13 protein-coding genes are annotated in these 15,173 nt (G+C 63.9%); 11 read left to right on the top strand and 2 right to left on the bottom strand.

What is annotated here, in order from left to right; genetic code table 11:
* Positions 1–106 precede the first annotated feature (106 nt).
* A complete protein-coding gene (locus ABID26_RS32670; RefSeq protein ID WP_126100618.1) occupies positions 107–286 on the top strand; it encodes a hypothetical protein in 180 nt (59 codons plus the stop codon).
* Between the two features lie 206 nt (positions 287–492).
* Entirely contained in the window at positions 493–726 is a 234-nt protein-coding gene (locus tag ABID26_RS32665) for a hypothetical protein (RefSeq protein ID WP_126084463.1), read from the top strand.
* Positions 727–904: 178 nt separating this feature from the next.
* On the opposite strand, the gene ABID26_RS32660 is transcribed toward ABID26_RS32665, so the two are convergent.
* The gene (locus ABID26_RS32660) at positions 905–1,366 is read right to left on the bottom strand and encodes a phasin (protein WP_292340177.1); all 462 of its coding nucleotides are present in this window, start codon (positions 1,364–1,366) and stop codon (positions 905–907) included.
* A 323-nt stretch (positions 1,367–1,689) separates the two neighbouring features.
* On the opposite strand from ABID26_RS32660, the gene ABID26_RS32655 reads away from it, so the two are divergent.
* From ABID26_RS32655 to ABID26_RS32645, 3 genes are all read left to right on the top strand, one after another.
* The gene (locus ABID26_RS32655; RefSeq protein WP_354417696.1) at positions 1,690–2,487 is read left to right on the top strand and encodes a MipA/OmpV family protein; all 798 of its coding nucleotides are present in this window, start codon (positions 1,690–1,692) and stop codon (positions 2,485–2,487) included.
* A 249-nt stretch (positions 2,488–2,736) separates the two neighbouring features.
* Positions 2,737–5,712: an isoleucine--tRNA ligase gene (gene ileS, locus ABID26_RS32650; protein ID WP_354417694.1), complete on the top strand. Its 2,976-nt coding sequence runs from the start codon at positions 2,737–2,739 to the stop codon at positions 5,710–5,712.
* Between the two features lie 202 nt (positions 5,713–5,914).
* Entirely contained in the window at positions 5,915–6,592 is a 678-nt protein-coding gene (locus ABID26_RS32645) for a hypothetical protein (protein WP_189521230.1), read from the top strand.
* Between the two features lie 73 nt (positions 6,593–6,665).
* Here ABID26_RS32645 and ABID26_RS32640 read toward each other — a convergent pair whose 3' ends face one another.
* Entirely contained in the window at positions 6,666–7,127 is a 462-nt protein-coding gene (locus ABID26_RS32640; RefSeq protein WP_126100614.1) for a nucleoside deaminase, read from the bottom strand.
* A gap of 183 nt (positions 7,128–7,310) precedes the next feature.
* Between ABID26_RS32640 and ABID26_RS32635 the strand changes: the two genes are divergently transcribed.
* The 6 genes from ABID26_RS32635 to ABID26_RS32610 all read left to right on the top strand — a co-directional run.
* Positions 7,311–9,332: a pseudouridine synthase gene (locus tag ABID26_RS32635; RefSeq protein ID WP_354417692.1), complete on the top strand. Its 2,022-nt coding sequence runs from the start codon at positions 7,311–7,313 to the stop codon at positions 9,330–9,332.
* Positions 9,313–9,867 carry a 16S rRNA (guanine(966)-N(2))-methyltransferase RsmD gene (gene rsmD, locus ABID26_RS32630; RefSeq protein WP_354417690.1) on the top strand — a complete coding sequence of 185 codons (555 nt, stop codon included), beginning with the start codon at positions 9,313–9,315 and terminating at the stop codon, positions 9,865–9,867. Before ABID26_RS32635 ends, rsmD begins: the two co-directional genes overlap by 20 nt.
* Positions 9,868–9,949: 82 nt before the next feature.
* Positions 9,950–11,311, top strand: coding sequence for a M16 family metallopeptidase (locus ABID26_RS32625; protein ID WP_354417688.1), 1,362 nt, complete (start codon positions 9,950–9,952; stop codon positions 11,309–11,311).
* A 2-nt stretch (positions 11,312–11,313) separates the two neighbouring features.
* Positions 11,314–12,708: a M16 family metallopeptidase gene (locus tag ABID26_RS32620; protein WP_435528632.1), complete on the top strand. Its 1,395-nt coding sequence runs from the start codon at positions 11,314–11,316 to the stop codon at positions 12,706–12,708.
* Positions 12,705–13,559 (top strand): patatin-like phospholipase family protein, encoded by an 855-nt coding sequence (locus ABID26_RS32615; protein WP_292299862.1) that lies wholly within the window; start codon positions 12,705–12,707, stop codon positions 13,557–13,559. Before ABID26_RS32620 ends, ABID26_RS32615 begins: the two co-directional genes overlap by 4 nt.
* A gap of 475 nt (positions 13,560–14,034) precedes the next feature.
* On the top strand, positions 14,035–15,173 hold a 1,139-nt coding region (locus ABID26_RS32610; RefSeq protein ID WP_354417686.1), incomplete at its 3' end, for a VCBS domain-containing protein.

The following is a 15,173-nucleotide window of genomic DNA, read 5'->3' as shown; positions in this document are numbered from 1 at the left end:
GCCTTGACCAACTGTGGCCGGACCTCAAGCCGGCACACGACAATGCACGAGCGGAACCGCACTTCCCGGTCCTCGTTCATCCGATGATGCAAGAGAAGGACACATAATGGCTATCAAAGAAAAAAAGAAGAAGGCGAGCCGCGTTGTGAAGGGGCAAGAGCTGGAGGTAGAGCACCTGAGGGAAATTGCCGACGTCACGCCGAAACAGGCGCGCGCCTTGCTGCGGAAGCACGGTGCCGACTGGACCAAGCTCAAAGACGAAGCCGAAGATTTGAAGAAGGAATGAACTGTCGGCACGGCTTCGCCATCTTCCGAGCGGCACCGGCCGGCGGGCTGGTTGACGCTATGGCGGCAAAGCGCCTTCGCCCTTATGAGACAGCTGACCCAGCCCCGGAACGCGCCGGCTGGTCTCCGATTGTAACGTGAATTCAGTTTCAGCTAACAGAGGCGCTCTGCTAAACTTACCATCGGGGCCAGGGACGGAGTTTCCCAATGGATGCAACCGAATTGCAGGCGATCAGCGACACCCTGATGCGGATTGTGACGCCAGATATGACGCCGAAAAAACTACTGAAGGCGGCAAGGAAGGAACACCCCGACGCGTCAAAGAAAGACATCGCCCGTGCGGCGTTCTTTTCGATTATCGCCAATGCCGACCAGGACCACGGAAAGGTCAAAAACCTACAGGCATTCGCCATCGCAGGCCGAGTGAGCGGTGACGCCTAGTGAGATGAGCCTTGCGTCTAAGGATTGCCGAGCACTCTGCAACTTTATTGCGGACGGGCTGAGAAACCTCGAAACCAGCGATATCACTCCGATGCAGTCGGGCGGACAAAAGCCGCCCGACCAAGTAGCCCGGCGCAACGCGCCCAGGGAGCAGGCACGACCCTTCGGTCTTAGGCAATCAGGCAGCCTTACGTTCCTTCAAAGCCTTCTCAAAGATATCCTTGATCGGCTTGGACATGTCCTCGCTAGCTCTCATCATCGCAGCCTGGAGGCTTCTCGCCTGCTCGGCGGATTTTTCGATCTGCTTGCGAAGGAAAGCGGTCTGAAGTTCGATGCACTCGGACAGCGACTTCGCGGCAACCAGTGCCTCAAGGTGCGTGAAGCCGGCTTCGGCATTGTCTCTCAGAGCCGCAATCATCTTCAGGGACACCTCGTTGCCGGTGGTCTTGGCCATTTCCAAGGTCGACTCAAGAGCCTTTTGTGTCGTTTCGGCGTCCGAACTCAATTTGGAAAATGCCTGCTTCGACTGCTCAACGCCCTGGTCGACAACAGCGCGAACTTGCTCGGTAGCCTTGGACGGGTCGAAGACAGGGGATTCGACGTTTTCAATCGTTTCGGTCTTGTCCGGGATCTTGGCCATTTTTCCATCCTTTTTTTGCAGGGGCGGTCACAAAACAGAGCCGCCACCTTAATTTACGAAATCGTCGCAACGGATTTATGTAACCGACATGGATTTGCGCGCGACATCGAAGTCCCAGGCGGGGCTGAACGTCCGTCCGCTGGTGGTGCATTCCGGATGTCTCGAGTTTTGCGATGATGGCGAGAGATTGAATTAGCTGGGACTCAAACAGTCCAACCGGCGTCACCGATGTTACGGATTTTAAGTCAAAATTTACCGCACTGGCGCCATGGCTTGGGCACTGGCGGATGTTCCTGCCGGCCTGTTTCGCGTAAGGGGTGACGATGCGTATTGTCGGGACGATTCCGCTGCTTCTCGCCTCTGGCCTGATGGCCGTCTCCTCAGCCCGGGCGGGCGAGGGGAGCTGGATTTCGGGCGACTGGTATCTGACGCTCGGCGCCACCGGCCTGGTCGCCCCGAATTTCGAGGGCGGCAAGAAGTACATGCTGAGCGCCCAGCCCATCATCTCGCTTGGCAAGGTGGGACCGGAGGCGCGCTTCACCTCGCGCAACGACAACATCTCGCTGGCGCTGATCGACGACGGCAGCGTGCGCGCCGGCCTCACCGGCAAGTTCCTGTTCTCGCGCGACAGCAAGGACGAGCTGGAGGGCCTCGACCCGGTGCGCTGGGGCGGCGAGGTTGGCGGCTTCTTCGAATTCTATCCGCTGGATTGGGTGCGGGCGCGTGCGGAGCTCAGGCACGGCATCCGCGCCCACAATGGCTTCGTCGCCGACATCGCCGCCGACGCCTTCTACGACGTCACGCCGACCGTCCGCATCTCAGGCGGCCCGCGCGTGTCCTTCGCCTCGTCCGATTATTTCGACGCCTATTATGGCGTCAACGCCACGGAGGCCGCCGCGTCCGGTCTCAGCGAATACCATCCGGGCGGCGGGGTTAAGTCGACCGGTCTCGGCGGCGCGATCACCTGGAAGGTGACCGAGCCGATGACGGCGAGCGTCTTCACCGAATATTCGCGCCTGATGGGACCGGCGGCCGATTCCAGCCTGGTCAAGGAGCGCGGCGACCGCAACCAGTGGACCGTCGGCGTGTCGACCACCTATCGCTTCAATTTCTCGATGTAGGCCAACAAACCAGCGCTCTGCCTTGAAATCCGCGCTTTATTCCTGCCGCGCCATCCGCTAAAAGCCACGCCATGACGAGCTTTTCGCGCCTTTTCGCGATCGCGATACGAATTACGGGCCCGGTGTTCCGGGCGGTCTGAACGCCGCCGGAGCCGCCGGGACTTTTGCGCGCGCCCCTCGCACTTTTTCAAGAAAATGCTAGTTCAACGCCTGGGGCTTCCGCCGCCGGGCAATGCAGATGGCAGATCAATGACCGACACCGTTGAAACGATCGACTATTCCAAAACGCTTTACCTGCCGCGGACGGATTTTCCGATGCGCGCGGGCTTGCCCGAGAAGGAACCGGTGCTGGTCAAGCGCTGGCAGGACATGGACCTTTACCGCAAGCTGCGCGAAGAGGCCGCCGGGCGCGAGAAATTCGTGTTGCATGATGGCCCGCCCTACGCCAACGGCAACATCCATATCGGCCATGCGCTGAACAAGATCCTCAAGGACGTCATCAACCGCTCCTTCCAGATGCGCGGCTACGACGCCAATTACGTGCCGGGCTGGGACTGCCACGGCCTGCCGATCGAATGGAAGATCGAGGAGCAGTATCGCGCCAAGGGCAAGAACAAGGACGAGGTGCCGGTCAACGAGTTCCGCAGGGAATGCCGCGACTTCGCCGCTCATTGGATCAAGGTCCAGGGCGGCGAGTTCCAGCGCCTCGGCGTCATCGGCGATTTCGACAATCCCTATACGACCATGGCCTACCATGCCGAGGCGCGCATCGCCGGCGAGCTGTTGAAATTCGCCATGTCGGGCCAGCTCTATCGCGGCTCGAAGCCGGTGATGTGGAGTGTGGTCGAGCGCACTGCGCTCGCCGAGGCCGAGGTCGAGTACCAGGACTATGAGAGCGACACGATCTGGGTAAAGTTCCCGGTCGCGAGCCTTGCGCGCTCCGTGGACGGCGGCGAGAGCGGGCAGGCTGCGGCGTTGTCCGAGGCCTCGCTCGACCTGCTCGAAGCCCATGTCGTCATCTGGACGACGACGCCTTGGACGCTGCCCGGCAACCGCGCCGTCAGCTATTCGCCGCGCATCGCCTACGGCCTCTACGAGGTGACCGCGGCCGAGAACGCTTTCGGTCCGCAGCCCGGCGAGAAGCTGATCTTCGCCGACGCGCTGGCCGAGGACGCCGCGGCCAAGGCAAAGGTCACCTTGAACCGCCTTCACAGCGTTTCGGCAGAACAGCTCGCAAGCCTTACGCTTTCGCATCCGTTCAGGGGGTTGGCCGATGGCTATCAATTCCCCGTGCCGATGATCGCGGGTGAGCATGTCACCGACGATGCCGGCACCGGCTTCGTGCACACCGCACCCAGCCACGGCCGCGAGGACTTCGACGCCTGGACGGACGCGGTGGCCGAATTGCTCAAGCGCGGCGTCGACACCGCGATCCCGTTCCCGGTCGACGATGCCGGCTACTTTACCAAGGATGCGCCCGGCTTCGGCCAGGACCGCGAAGGCGGCGCCGCGCGCGTCATCGACGACAACGGCAAGAAGGGCAACGCCAACCAGGCGGTGATCGAGGAACTGATCAAGCGCAACGCGCTCTTCGCGCGCGGCCGGCTGAAGCACAGCTATCCGCATTCCTGGCGCTCGAAGAAGCCGGTCATCTTCCGCAACACGCCGCAATGGTTCGTCTACATGGACAAGGACTTCGGCGACGGCACGACGCTGCGCAGCCGCGCGCTGAAGGCGATCGACGACACCCGCTTCGTGCCTGCGGCCGGCCAGAATCGCATCCGCGCCATGATCGAGGAAAGGCCGGACTGGGTGCTGTCGCGCCAGCGCGCCTGGGGCGTGCCGATCGCCGTATTCGCCGATGTCGACGGCAATGTGCTGAGGGACGAGGCAGTCAACCAGCGCATCATGGACGCCTTCGAGAAGGAGGGCGCCGACGCCTGGTTCGCGCCGGGCGCCAAGGAGCGCTTCCTCGGCAACCACGACGCTACGAAATGGCACCAGGTGATGGACATCCTCGACGTCTGGTTCGATTCCGGCTCGACGCATGTCTTCACGCTGGAGGACCGTCCCGATCTCAAATGGCCGGCCGACGTCTATCTCGAAGGTTCCGACCAACACCGCGGCTGGTTCCATTCCTCGCTGCTCGAAAGCTGCGGCACCAGGGGCAGGGCGCCTTACGACACGGTCATCACCCATGGCTTCACCATGGATGAGGAGGGTCGCAAGATGTCGAAGTCGCTCGGCAACACCGTCGTGCCGCAGGACGTGATCAAACAGTCCGGCGCCGATATCCTCAGGCTCTGGGTGGTGACGACCGATTATTGGGAAGACCAGCGGCTCGGCAAGAACGTGCTGCAGACCAATATCGACGCCTACCGCAAGCTCAGAAACACCATCCGCTGGATGCTTGGCACGCTTGCCCATGACGATGGCGAGGACGTTCCTCTGGACAAGATGCCGGAACTGGAGCGGCTGATGCTGCACCGGTTGTCCGAACTCGACGAGGTGGTGCGCCAGGGTTATGACGCCTTCGAGTTCAAGCGCATCACCCGCGCGCTGCTCGACTTCATGGTGGTCGAGCTTTCGGCCTTCTACTTCGACATCCGCAAGGACGCGCTCTACTGCGACGCGCCGTCCAGTTTGCGCCGCAAAGCGGCGGTGCAGGTCGTGCGCCACCTGTTCGAATGCCTGGTGAAGTGGCTGTCGCCGATGCTGCCCTTCACCATGGAAGAGGCCTGGCTCGACCGTCACCCGGACGCCGTCTCCGTGCATCTCGACCAGTTCCCGGCGATCCCGGAAAACTGGAGGAACGAGGCGCTGGCCGAGAAGTGGCGCAAGGTCCGGCAGGTGCGCCGCGTCGTTACCGGCGCTCTCGAGATCGCGCGCGCCGAGAAGCTGATCGGTTCCTCGCTGGAGGCCGTTCCGGTGGTCACCATCGACGATGCCGCGCTGGAAGCGGCGATCGCCGATGTCGACATGGCCGAGATGGCGATCACCAGCGACCTGGTCATACAACACGGCAAGGCTCCGCAAGGCGCTTTCACCCTCGACGACGTCAAGGGCGTCGCCGTGGTTGTGGAAAAGGCCGAGGATCGCGGTCTGGTCAAATGCGCGCGTTCCTGGCGCTATACGGCCGATGTCGGACAGGATCCGGAATTCCCGGACGTCTCGGCCCGCGACGCCGCGGTGCTGCATGAGCTGAAGGCGCTCGGCCGACTGTAGCACCGGGATTATAAGCCGATGCAGAAATACCACGCGGGCGGCGCAAATCCGCTCGCGCGTTGCCCTTAATAAGTGGTTGAGGTAAACACGCGACACTTCGGCAGACAAATTGTCGCCGGATTTCCATCGCAAATGCGGGAATATCGGGGACCGCGCCATCGGCCGATGGCGATCAGAGGCAGCTAGAGTGGGACTTTATGGCATGACCGAAAAGACTTTTGCGCGCGCCGCGCTGCTGGCGCCGCTCGTGGTGTCGGCCATCGCCATGTCCGGCTGCGTCAGCTCGCCCACCTACGGAACCGACAAGACTGCTGCCGCGCAGCTCTTCGACGACGTTTCAGGCGCTGCCGCGATCACACCGAAGCATCGCGACCCGATCGACTACAAGCCGCGTCCGGATCTGGTGAAGCCGGCGCCGGGGCAGAAGGAAAACCTGCCGCAGCCGCAGGAGAGCATCCAGACGGCGAGCGCCGAATGGCCCGAATCGCCCGAGGCCCGCCGCGCCCGCATCCGTGCCGACGCGACCGCCCACCAGAACGATCCGAATTATCAGCCGGAAGCGGTCGAGGATGTGCAGACCGATCCGGTGGCGGTGAAGAAGGCGATGGCCGATTCGGCGTCCAGCCATCCGCCGCGCTGGTCGCCGGACGATTCCAGTGCTGCCCGCTCTGCCGAGATCCAGCGTCGTCTGGCCGAAGGCAAGCAGGGCAATCCCAATGTGCGCAAATATCTGAGCGAGCCGCCGCTCGCCTATCGCCAGCCCTCCGACGCCGCGCCGCAGAACGAGCTCGGCGAGGACGAGTACAAGAAGGAGCGCCGCCTCAAGGCGCAGGCGGAAGGCAAGAAGAGCGGCGGCTGGTTCGACTGGCTGGGCCTGTAAGTAGTGAATAGTGAATAGTGAATAGTGAATAGTGAATAGGTCACTACTCACTACCCACTACTCACTAATTTCTTCACCATTCACCGCCATTCCGTCTCTCGCGAAAGAACTCCTTGAGGATGAGAGCGGCTTCGCTTTCGCCCAGCCCAGGATAGATGTCTGGCGTGTGGTGGCAGGTGGGCGAGGCGAAGAAGCGCACGCCGTTGACCACCGCACCGCCTTTCTCGTCGGCGGCGCCGAAATAAAGCCGCCGCAGCCTCGCGAAGGAGATGGCGCCGGCGCACATGGCGCAGGGTTCCAGCGTCACATAGAGGTCGTGGCCGGTAAGCCGCTCGCTGGCGAGTTTGCGGCAGGCGTCGCGGATCGCCAGCATCTCGGCATGGGCGGTGGGGTCGGCGAGTTCGCGCGTGCGGTTGCCGGCTTTCGCCACGACGATGTTGCCATTGGCGATCACCGCGCCGACCGGCACTTCGCCGCGGCTTGCAGCCGCCTCGGCTTCCTTGAGCGCCAAAGCCATGAAATCCGGCCGCTTCACGCGCTTTCCATTCCGATTACTCCTCGCCACCCGACGGTGATCCTGTTATCTAGCGCGTGACCCTGAAAACCGGAATCGGTTTTTGCCGCGCTGACATATGCGCAAAAATCAAGATGACACTGCCTGCGTTGGGCGTCCGAAAGGGCGGGCGGCATCGTAGCAGCTTTAAGAAGAGCCAAGGTAATGGACGACAACGACAAGAAAGTTCCGCGCAAAGGTGCGGGCAAAGGCGGATCGAGGCCGGCAGGCCCGCGCGACCGCAGCGGAGCCGCAGGCAAGAAGGGCAAGCCATCCTTCGGCGGCAAGAAGCCGTTCGCCAAGCGCGACCGGCCGATGGCCGCGGACGGCGAGCGACCTCAGCGCGATTTCAAACGCAGCTACAAGCCGCGTGAAACTGGCGAGGGTGCGGAACGCGGCGACAGGCCGTTTCGCAAAGGCCCGCCGCGCGAGGGCAAGCCTTTCGAGAAGCGTGAAGGTCGTAAGCCATACACGCCGCGCGGCGACCGCCCCATGGCGGCCGAAGGCGAGCGCCGCGATTTCAAGCGCAGCTATAAGCCGCGTGAAGCGGGCGAGGGCGGGGAGCGTGGCGAAAGACCGTTCCGCAAAGGACCGCGCCCCGAGGGCAAGTCGTTCGAGAAGCGCGACGGCGCGCGCAAACCTTACACGCCGCGCGGCGACCGGCCGATGGCCGCCGAAGGGGAGCGCAGCGAAAGGCGCTTCGACCGCCCCAAGCGCAACTTCGCGGATCGTCCCAAACGTGATTTCGCCGAGCGGCCCAAGCGCGATTTCAGCGATCGTCCGCCGCGCGACGCCGCGTCCGGACAGGGCGGCTTCAAGCCGCGCCCGCGGCCCTCGGAAGCGGCGCCGGAGGCCGGCGAACGCATCGCCAAGCGGCTGGCGCGCGCCGGCATCGCCTCGCGCCGCGACGCCGAGGAGCTGATCGCCGCCGGCCGCATCAAGGTCAACGGGAAGGTGCTGACCTCGCCCGCCTTCAACGTCATGGCCGACGACGTCATCCATCTCGACGGCACGGAAATCCCGCCGATCGAGCGCACGCGGCTGTTCCTGTTCCACAAGCCGCCGGGCGTGGTCACCACCAACCGCGATCCGGAAGGCCGCAAGACCGTCTTCGACGTGCTGCCTGCCGACTTGCCGCGGCTGATGACCATCGGCCGCCTCGACATCAACACGGAAGGCTTGCTGCTGCTGACCAATGACGGCGGGCTGTCGCGAGTGCTCGAATTGCCGGCCACTGGCTGGCTGCGGCGCTATCGTGTGCGCGTCCACGGCAAGGTCGAGGAGAGCAAGCTCACCGCCTTGCGCGACGGCATTGCCGTCGACGGCGTCTTCTACGGCTCGGTCGAGGCCTCGCTCGATCGAGAGCAGGGCAGCAACGCCTGGCTGACGATCGGCTTGCGCGAAGGCAAGAACCGCGAGGTGAAGAACATTCTCGGCGCGCTGGGGCTGGATGTGACGCGGCTGATCCGCATCTCCTACGGGCCGTTCCAGCTCGAGGATCTGCCCGAGGGCCATGTTCTGGAGATCAAGGGTCGCGTGCTGCGCGACCAACTCGGCGAGCGGCTGATCGAGGAGTCCGGCGCCAATTTCGACGCCGAGATCGCCAAGCCGTTTTCCAACAAGCCGGTGCGGCGGAGCGAACCGCGCCGCGATGAAGGCGAGCGGCCGAAATTCACGCGCGAGGGCGACCGCCGTCCCATCGGCGAGGGCGGGCTGATCAAGGCCCGCAAGCGCCGCGAAGGCAGCCGCGACGAGGCGCTGGGCAAGCTGTCGACCAAGCCCGACAGGGCCTTCGGCGAGCGTGGCCCCAAGTCTGGCTTCAACAAGTCTGGCTTCGACAAGTCTGGCTTCGACAAATCCGAGCGCGGCTTCGGCAAGTCCGAACGCAGCAGCTTCGGCGGCAACAAGCGCGAACCGCAGCCGATAGAGCCGCCCGGCCAGCGCAAGGCCAACGTCTGGATGGCGCCGGGCGCGCGCCCGATCGGTAAGGGCAGGGCGGAGGCCGACGCTGCCAAGGCCGCGGAGGCGAAGGCGCGCAAGGCATCGTTCAAGCCCGGTGGCAAGGGCAAGCCGTTCGGCAAGCCAAGAGGCGACCGCCCCGAGGGAAGCGGTGGCGACAAGCACGAAGGCAGAGGGCCACGCGGTCCGAAGGGTCCGAGGGGTGGCAATGCGGATCGTCGGCGGTGAGTTTCGCGGGCGCCCTTTGGCGACGCCCCGTTCGAATGCCATCCGCCCGACCACAGACCGTACCCGCGAGGCGGTGTTCAATGTGCTGGCGCATCGCTACGCCGAAAAGCTCGAAGGCGGCCGCGTGCTCGATCTTTTTGCCGGCACCGGCGCGCTCGGGCTGGAGGCGCTGTCGCGCGGCGCCTCCTATTGCGTCTTCATCGAGGAATCGGCGGAAGGCCGCGGGCTGATCCGCGACAATGTCGAGGCCTTCGGGCTCACCGGCCGGACGAAAATCTTCCGCCGCGACGCCACCCATCTCGGCGAGGCCGGCACGCTTTCGCCTTTCGGCCTGGTCTTCGCCGACCCGCCCTATGGCAAGGGTCTCGGCGAGCGTGCGCTTCGCTCGGCAAAAGCCGGCGGCTGGCTTCTGCCCGGCGCGCTCTGCGTGGTCGAGGAGGCGGCCTCCGCGGCGTTCGAGCCAGGCGCGGGTTTTTCCGTGGTGGACGAGCGAGGCTATGGCGATACGGTGATCAGGTTTATCGCGGTCGGGTAACAGCGCCTCGAAAATGACGAACAAATCACTTTGCCTCGTCAGCGAACCTTTTCTATCGTCGCGACCGAAACCGGAGCATTTGATGACATTGAGCACCAGAGGGCTGGGCGCAGCACTCCTTGCCGGCACGCTGGCATTCGCGACGCAGGCCCCGGCGCGGGCCGGGGACGAAGCCGAGGCCAAGGATTTCCTGCTCGACAACGGCATGGAAGTGGTCGTCGTTCCAGACCATCGCGCGCCGATCGTCACCCATATGGTGTGGTACAAGATCGGCAGCGCAGACGAGCCGCCCGGCAAATCCGGCATCGCCCATTTCTTCGAGCATCTGATGTTCAAGGCGACCGCCAACCACGCCGCCGGCGAGTTCGACCAGGCCGTCGCCGAGATCGGCGGCTCGAACAATGCCTTCACCTCTTACGACTACACCGCTTTCCACGAGACGGTGCCGCCCTCGGCGCTCGAAGAGATGATGGGTTTCGAGGCCGACCGCATGCGCAACCTCATCCTCACCGACGACGTCATCAAGACCGAGCGCGACGTGATCCTGGAGGAGCGTCGCTCGCGCATCGACAGCAATCCGCAGGCTGTGCTCGACGAGGAGGTCGACGCGACGCTCTGGCAGAACCAGCCCTACCGTATTCCGGTGATCGGCTGGATGCAGGAGATGGAGCAGCTGAACCGCACCGACGCCAAGGCCTTCTATGACAGTTTCTACCGCCCGAACAATGCCGTGCTGGTGGTGGCCGGCGACGTCGATCCCGACGCGGTGAAAGCGATGGCCGAACGGACCTACGGCAAGATCGCGCGCGGGCCGGATCTGCGGCCGCGCATCCGCCCCGTCGAGCCCGAGCAGAACACCAGGCGCACTGTGACGCTCACAGATGCGCGCGTCTCGGTGCCGAGCTTTTCGACGCAATGGGTGGTGCCGTCCTATCATACCGCCAAGCCCGGCGAGGCCGAGGCGCTCGACCTCCTGGCCGAGATCCTGGGCGGCGACAACCACAGCCGCCTCTACCAGCAGCTGGTGGTGAAGCAGGGCATCGCCTCCGAGGCCAGCGCCTATTTCCAAGGCACCATGCTCGATGCCACCAACTTCACCGTCTATGGCTCGCCGCGCGGCGACGCCAAGCTTGCCGATGTCGAGGCCGCGGTCGACGCCGAGATCGCCGGCATCGTCAAGGATGGTGTCACTGACGACGAATTGGAGCGAGCCAAGACCCGCTATGTCCGCTCGATGATCTTTGCCCGCGACAAGCAGGACGACATGGCCAATATGTACGGCTCGACGCTCGCCACCGGCGGCAATGTGAAGGATGTGCTGGAATGGCCGGACCGCATCCGCAAGGTTACCGCCGAAGAGATCAGGACGGTCGCCGCCCGCTATCTCCTGCTCGACCGTTCGACGACCGGCTATCTCTTGCCGCAGCAACAGGCGGGGAATTGATGATGAGCCTGGTTCTTGGTCGTATGAGCACCTTTCCTTCTCCCACAAGGGGAGAAGGGGGGCTCTACCGCATCGTCGCCACCCTTTGCTTTGCCCTGTTCTTCCTGCTCTTGCCGGCGCTAGCCGCCCACGCGGAGATGAACATCCAGGAGGTGAAGTCGAAGAAGGGCATCACCGCCTGGCTGGTGGAAGACCATTCGATCCCGCTGGTTGCCGTCCGCTTCGTCTTCGACGGCGGCACCGCGCAGGATCCCGCCGGCAAGGAAGGCCTGGTCAATTTGATGAGCGGCCTGTTCGACGAAGGCGCCGGCGACCTCGACAGCGGAGCCTTCCAGCTGAAGCTCGACGATGCCGGCGCCGAGATGAGTTTTCAGGCGGCGCGTGACGGCATCTATGGCTCGATGCGCATGCTGTCCGACCAGAAGGACGAGGCTTTCGGCCTGCTGAAGCTGGCGGTGAACAGCCCGCGCTTCGACCGGGCGCCGATCGACCGCATCCGCGCCCAGGTGCTTTCCGGCATCCTTGCCAATGAGCGCGATCCCGACACGATCGCCCAGCAGCGCTGGCTACGCGCGATCTATGGGGGGCATCCCTATGCGCGGCCGGATCAAGGCACCAAGGAGAGCCTCGCCACCATCACTGCCGACGACCTCAAGGCCTTCCACAAGGCTAATTTCGCCCGCGGCGGCCTGCATGTGGCGGTGGTGGGCGATATCGATGCCGCCACGCTCAGCGGCAAGCTGGACGAGGTGTTCGGTGACCTGCCGGACAAGCAGATGCTGGCCCCGGTTGCCGACATCGCACCCAAGCTCGGCCAGCAGCTAGAAGTGAATTACGACTTGCCGCAGACCTCCCTGCAGCTTGCCTGGCCCGGCGTGAAACGGAGCGATCCCGATTTCTACGCCGCCGTGCTGATGAACGAGATTCTCGGCGGCTCGACCTTCACCTCGCGCCTTTACGAGGAGGTGCGCGAAAAGCGCGGCCTTGCCTATGGCGTCAGCTCCGACCTCGTCGATCACGAGCATTCCAACGCGCTGCTGGTCACCACCGCGACGCGCTCCGACCGCGCCGCCGAGACGCTGTCGATCGTGCGCCAGGTGGTGAAGGAGATGGCCGAGAAGGGACCGACCGCGGAAGAGCTCGCGGCGACCAAGAAATACATGATCGGCGCCTACGCCATAAACAACCTGGACTCTTCCAGTTCTATTGCCTCGACGCTGGTCGAGCTCCAGCTCGACAATCTCGGCATCGACTATATCAAGCGCCGCGCCGCGCTGATCGACGCGGTGACGCTTGCAGACGTCAAGGCGGCGGCGAGGAAGCTCCTTTCGGCCGACCCGGCGGTGATGGTGGTCGGTCCGCCGCTGGTGCAGGTGGCGGGAGGCGGCAAGGGATGAGCCCGACCTTCGCGGTTGCCTTCGGCGGCGGCGGCGCGCGGGGACTTGCGCATATCCACGCCATCGAGGCGCTGGACGAGCTCGGCATCAGGCCGGTGGCGATCGCCGGCTCCTCGATCGGCGCCATCATGGGCGCCGGCATGGCCGCCGGCATGCGGGGGACGGAAATCCACGACTACAGCCTCGCGATCCTCGGCAGCCGCGCCGAGGTGGCCGCGCGCATGTGGCGCTCGCGGCCGGGCACGATCGCCGAGGCCATGCAGGGTGGCATCCGCGTCGGCCAGTTCAATGTCGAGCGCATCCTGAAGGCCTTCCTGCCCGAGGCCATCCCCGCGACCTTCGAGGAGCTGAAAATTCCGCTCAAGGTGACGGCGACCGACTATTTCGGCCACAAGCTCGCCGTTTTCGCCGAGGGCGACCTGCATTCGGCATTGGCGGCGTCGGCCGCCATTCCGGCGGTGTTTCGCCCGGTGACGCGCGACGGCCGGGTGCTGATCGACGGCGGCATCTACAATCCCGTGCCGTTCGATCTGGTCGAGCAGGATGCCGACATCATCATCGCCATCGACGTGGTGGGCGCGCCGAGCGACGTCGAGCGCAAGCACCCGACCACCGTCGACCTGATGTACGGCGCGACGCAGCTGATGATGCAGTCGATCATCGCCAACAAGCTGCGGCAGCACCCGCCGGACATCCTCATCCGCCCGGCCGTCTCGAAATACCGCGTGCTCGACTTCCTCAAGATCGAGACGCTGATGGCCGACACGGTCGAGATCAAGGACGAGCTGAAACGCGCCGTCGAGAAAGCGGTTGCCGAGCGCGGCGGCAAGCCCGGCAAGATGGTTGTGTGACGGATCGGCTCCGGCCGATTCGCTCCACCTATAGCCAATCTCCGATGACTTGGACTTCCATGGCTATCAATGCAGTTTATCCACAAATGCGTACAAGTACGCGTTTTGTCATTAACTCTTCATCGAATTGGCTGTTGACGCTCCCTGGGTAAAGTTAATAATATCCTAATATATAGGGTAGCGCGAATTATCTCCCGACCGGCAACAACGAGTTACGGCGCTACTGGGGCAGGGGAAACGCAGTGCGGCTATTGATAGCCGTAGCAGCCATCACCATCGAGCCACCGCCTGTCTGTGAACCGCCATAATGGGCCGGCCGTTCACGGATCGGGCCGTCGGGTTGCGCCTGGTTGCATGGCAATTTGATCATTTCCTGTCCCGGAAGATTGGGCGCCGATTCGTCGGCATGGGGTGGTCTGTCGTCTGTCGGACGGCAATGAGCGGCGCTGGGGCGTCCGCCAGGGGGTAGAAAACAATGGCTACGCAAATCTCCGGTGCAGGCGGCACCACGACGTCGTTCTCCAACACGCCGCAGGCACAGGATGATCTCCTGACAGTCACCGCTTCGGGCATTCCGCTGACGGAGGACCTGACAGGTGTACTCAAGCTGAACGTGCTTGCCAACGACAGCGGCGGCGCCGCCAAGACACTGTGGTCGGTCGACGATGCTTCCGGCTCAACAGGAACCAGCACAAACGGCAACACCTATCCCACGGATCTCCTGACGAAGGATGTCACTTACACGACCGACACCGCCGGACTAGCTGGCACCTCTGATACCAGCTCCATGGGTGCGAAAATCTGGATCGGAAGTGACGGATACGTCCACTACGACACAACTGGGGTCGCCGCCCAATTGCAGGCGCTCGGTGCGGGGGAGTATTTTACCGACACGTTCACCTATGCCATCAAGCTCGGTAACGGGACGCTGAGCTGGGCGACCGCGACCGTTCGTATAGCAGGCACCAACGATGCGCCCGACATCCACCTGGTGACGAGCGACAGCGCGGCGGCTTCGCTGAACGAGACCAATGCGCCGCTGACGGCCGGCGGGACCCTGACGGTGACCGATCCCGATCTGTCGGACACGGTGGCAACTGCGGTGGATTCGGTGTCGCTTGGCGGCACCACGGGCGGGCTTACGAGCAACGATGTGCTCTCCATGCTGTCGCTGTCCTCGCCCTCGCTGGCGGCCGATCCGAGCGACACCCACAATCTCGGCTGGACTTTCAGTTCGACGCCGCAGGCCTTCGATTTCCTGGCCGCTGGCGAGACGTTGACGCTGACCTACACAATCAAGGCCAATGACGGCCACGGCGGCACCGACACGCAGACGGTCACGATCACCATTCATGGCACCAACGACGCGCCGGTGATCACCTCGGCTGCACAGTCCGGTAACGTCTCGGAGGGCGACGGTCTCGCGGCCTCGGCGCAGCAGGCGAGCGGCCAGGTCACCTTCTCCGACGTCGACGCCAGCGACAGCCACACCTTGTCGGTGAGCGTTGGTGCCGCCTATGGCACGGCCAGCGTCGATCCCGACGGCACCTGGCACTACACGGTGAGCGACAGCGGCGCGGTCGACGCGCTGGCGGTGGGCGAGCATCTTGCCGA

The organism is Mesorhizobium shonense, from assembly GCF_040545255.1.
In the GTDB taxonomy this organism is placed as follows: domain Bacteria; phylum Pseudomonadota; class Alphaproteobacteria; order Rhizobiales; family Rhizobiaceae; genus Mesorhizobium; species Mesorhizobium shonense.
Note: the sequence above shows the minus strand (reverse complement) of the source record. Positions and strands in the feature narration are given on the sequence as shown.

What these genes read in the sequence shown, in the direction of transcription:
- ABID26_RS32670 (WP_126100618.1), top strand. Translation starts at nt 107, where the DNA reads ATGGCTATCAAAGAAAAAAAGAAGAAGGCGAGCCGCGTTGTGAAGGGG.
- ABID26_RS32665 (WP_126084463.1), top strand. Translation starts at nt 493, where the DNA reads ATGGATGCAACCGAATTGCAGGCGATCAGCGACACCCTGATGCGGATT.
- ABID26_RS32660 (WP_292340177.1), bottom strand. Translation starts at nt 1,366, where the DNA reads ATGGCCAAGATCCCGGACAAGACCGAAACGATTGAAAACGTCGAATCC.
- ABID26_RS32655 (WP_354417696.1), top strand. Translation starts at nt 1,690, where the DNA reads ATGCGTATTGTCGGGACGATTCCGCTGCTTCTCGCCTCTGGCCTGATG.
- ileS (WP_354417694.1), top strand. Translation starts at nt 2,737, where the DNA reads ATGACCGACACCGTTGAAACGATCGACTATTCCAAAACGCTTTACCTG.
- ABID26_RS32645 (WP_189521230.1), top strand. Translation starts at nt 5,915, where the DNA reads ATGACCGAAAAGACTTTTGCGCGCGCCGCGCTGCTGGCGCCGCTCGTG.
- ABID26_RS32635 (WP_354417692.1), top strand. Translation starts at nt 7,311, where the DNA reads ATGGACGACAACGACAAGAAAGTTCCGCGCAAAGGTGCGGGCAAAGGC.
- rsmD (WP_354417690.1), top strand. Translation starts at nt 9,313, where the DNA reads ATGCGGATCGTCGGCGGTGAGTTTCGCGGGCGCCCTTTGGCGACGCCC.
- ABID26_RS32625 (WP_354417688.1), top strand. Translation starts at nt 9,950, where the DNA reads ATGACATTGAGCACCAGAGGGCTGGGCGCAGCACTCCTTGCCGGCACG.
- ABID26_RS32620 (WP_435528632.1), top strand. Translation starts at nt 11,314, where the DNA reads ATGAGCCTGGTTCTTGGTCGTATGAGCACCTTTCCTTCTCCCACAAGG.
- ABID26_RS32615 (WP_292299862.1), top strand. Translation starts at nt 12,705, where the DNA reads ATGAGCCCGACCTTCGCGGTTGCCTTCGGCGGCGGCGGCGCGCGGGGA.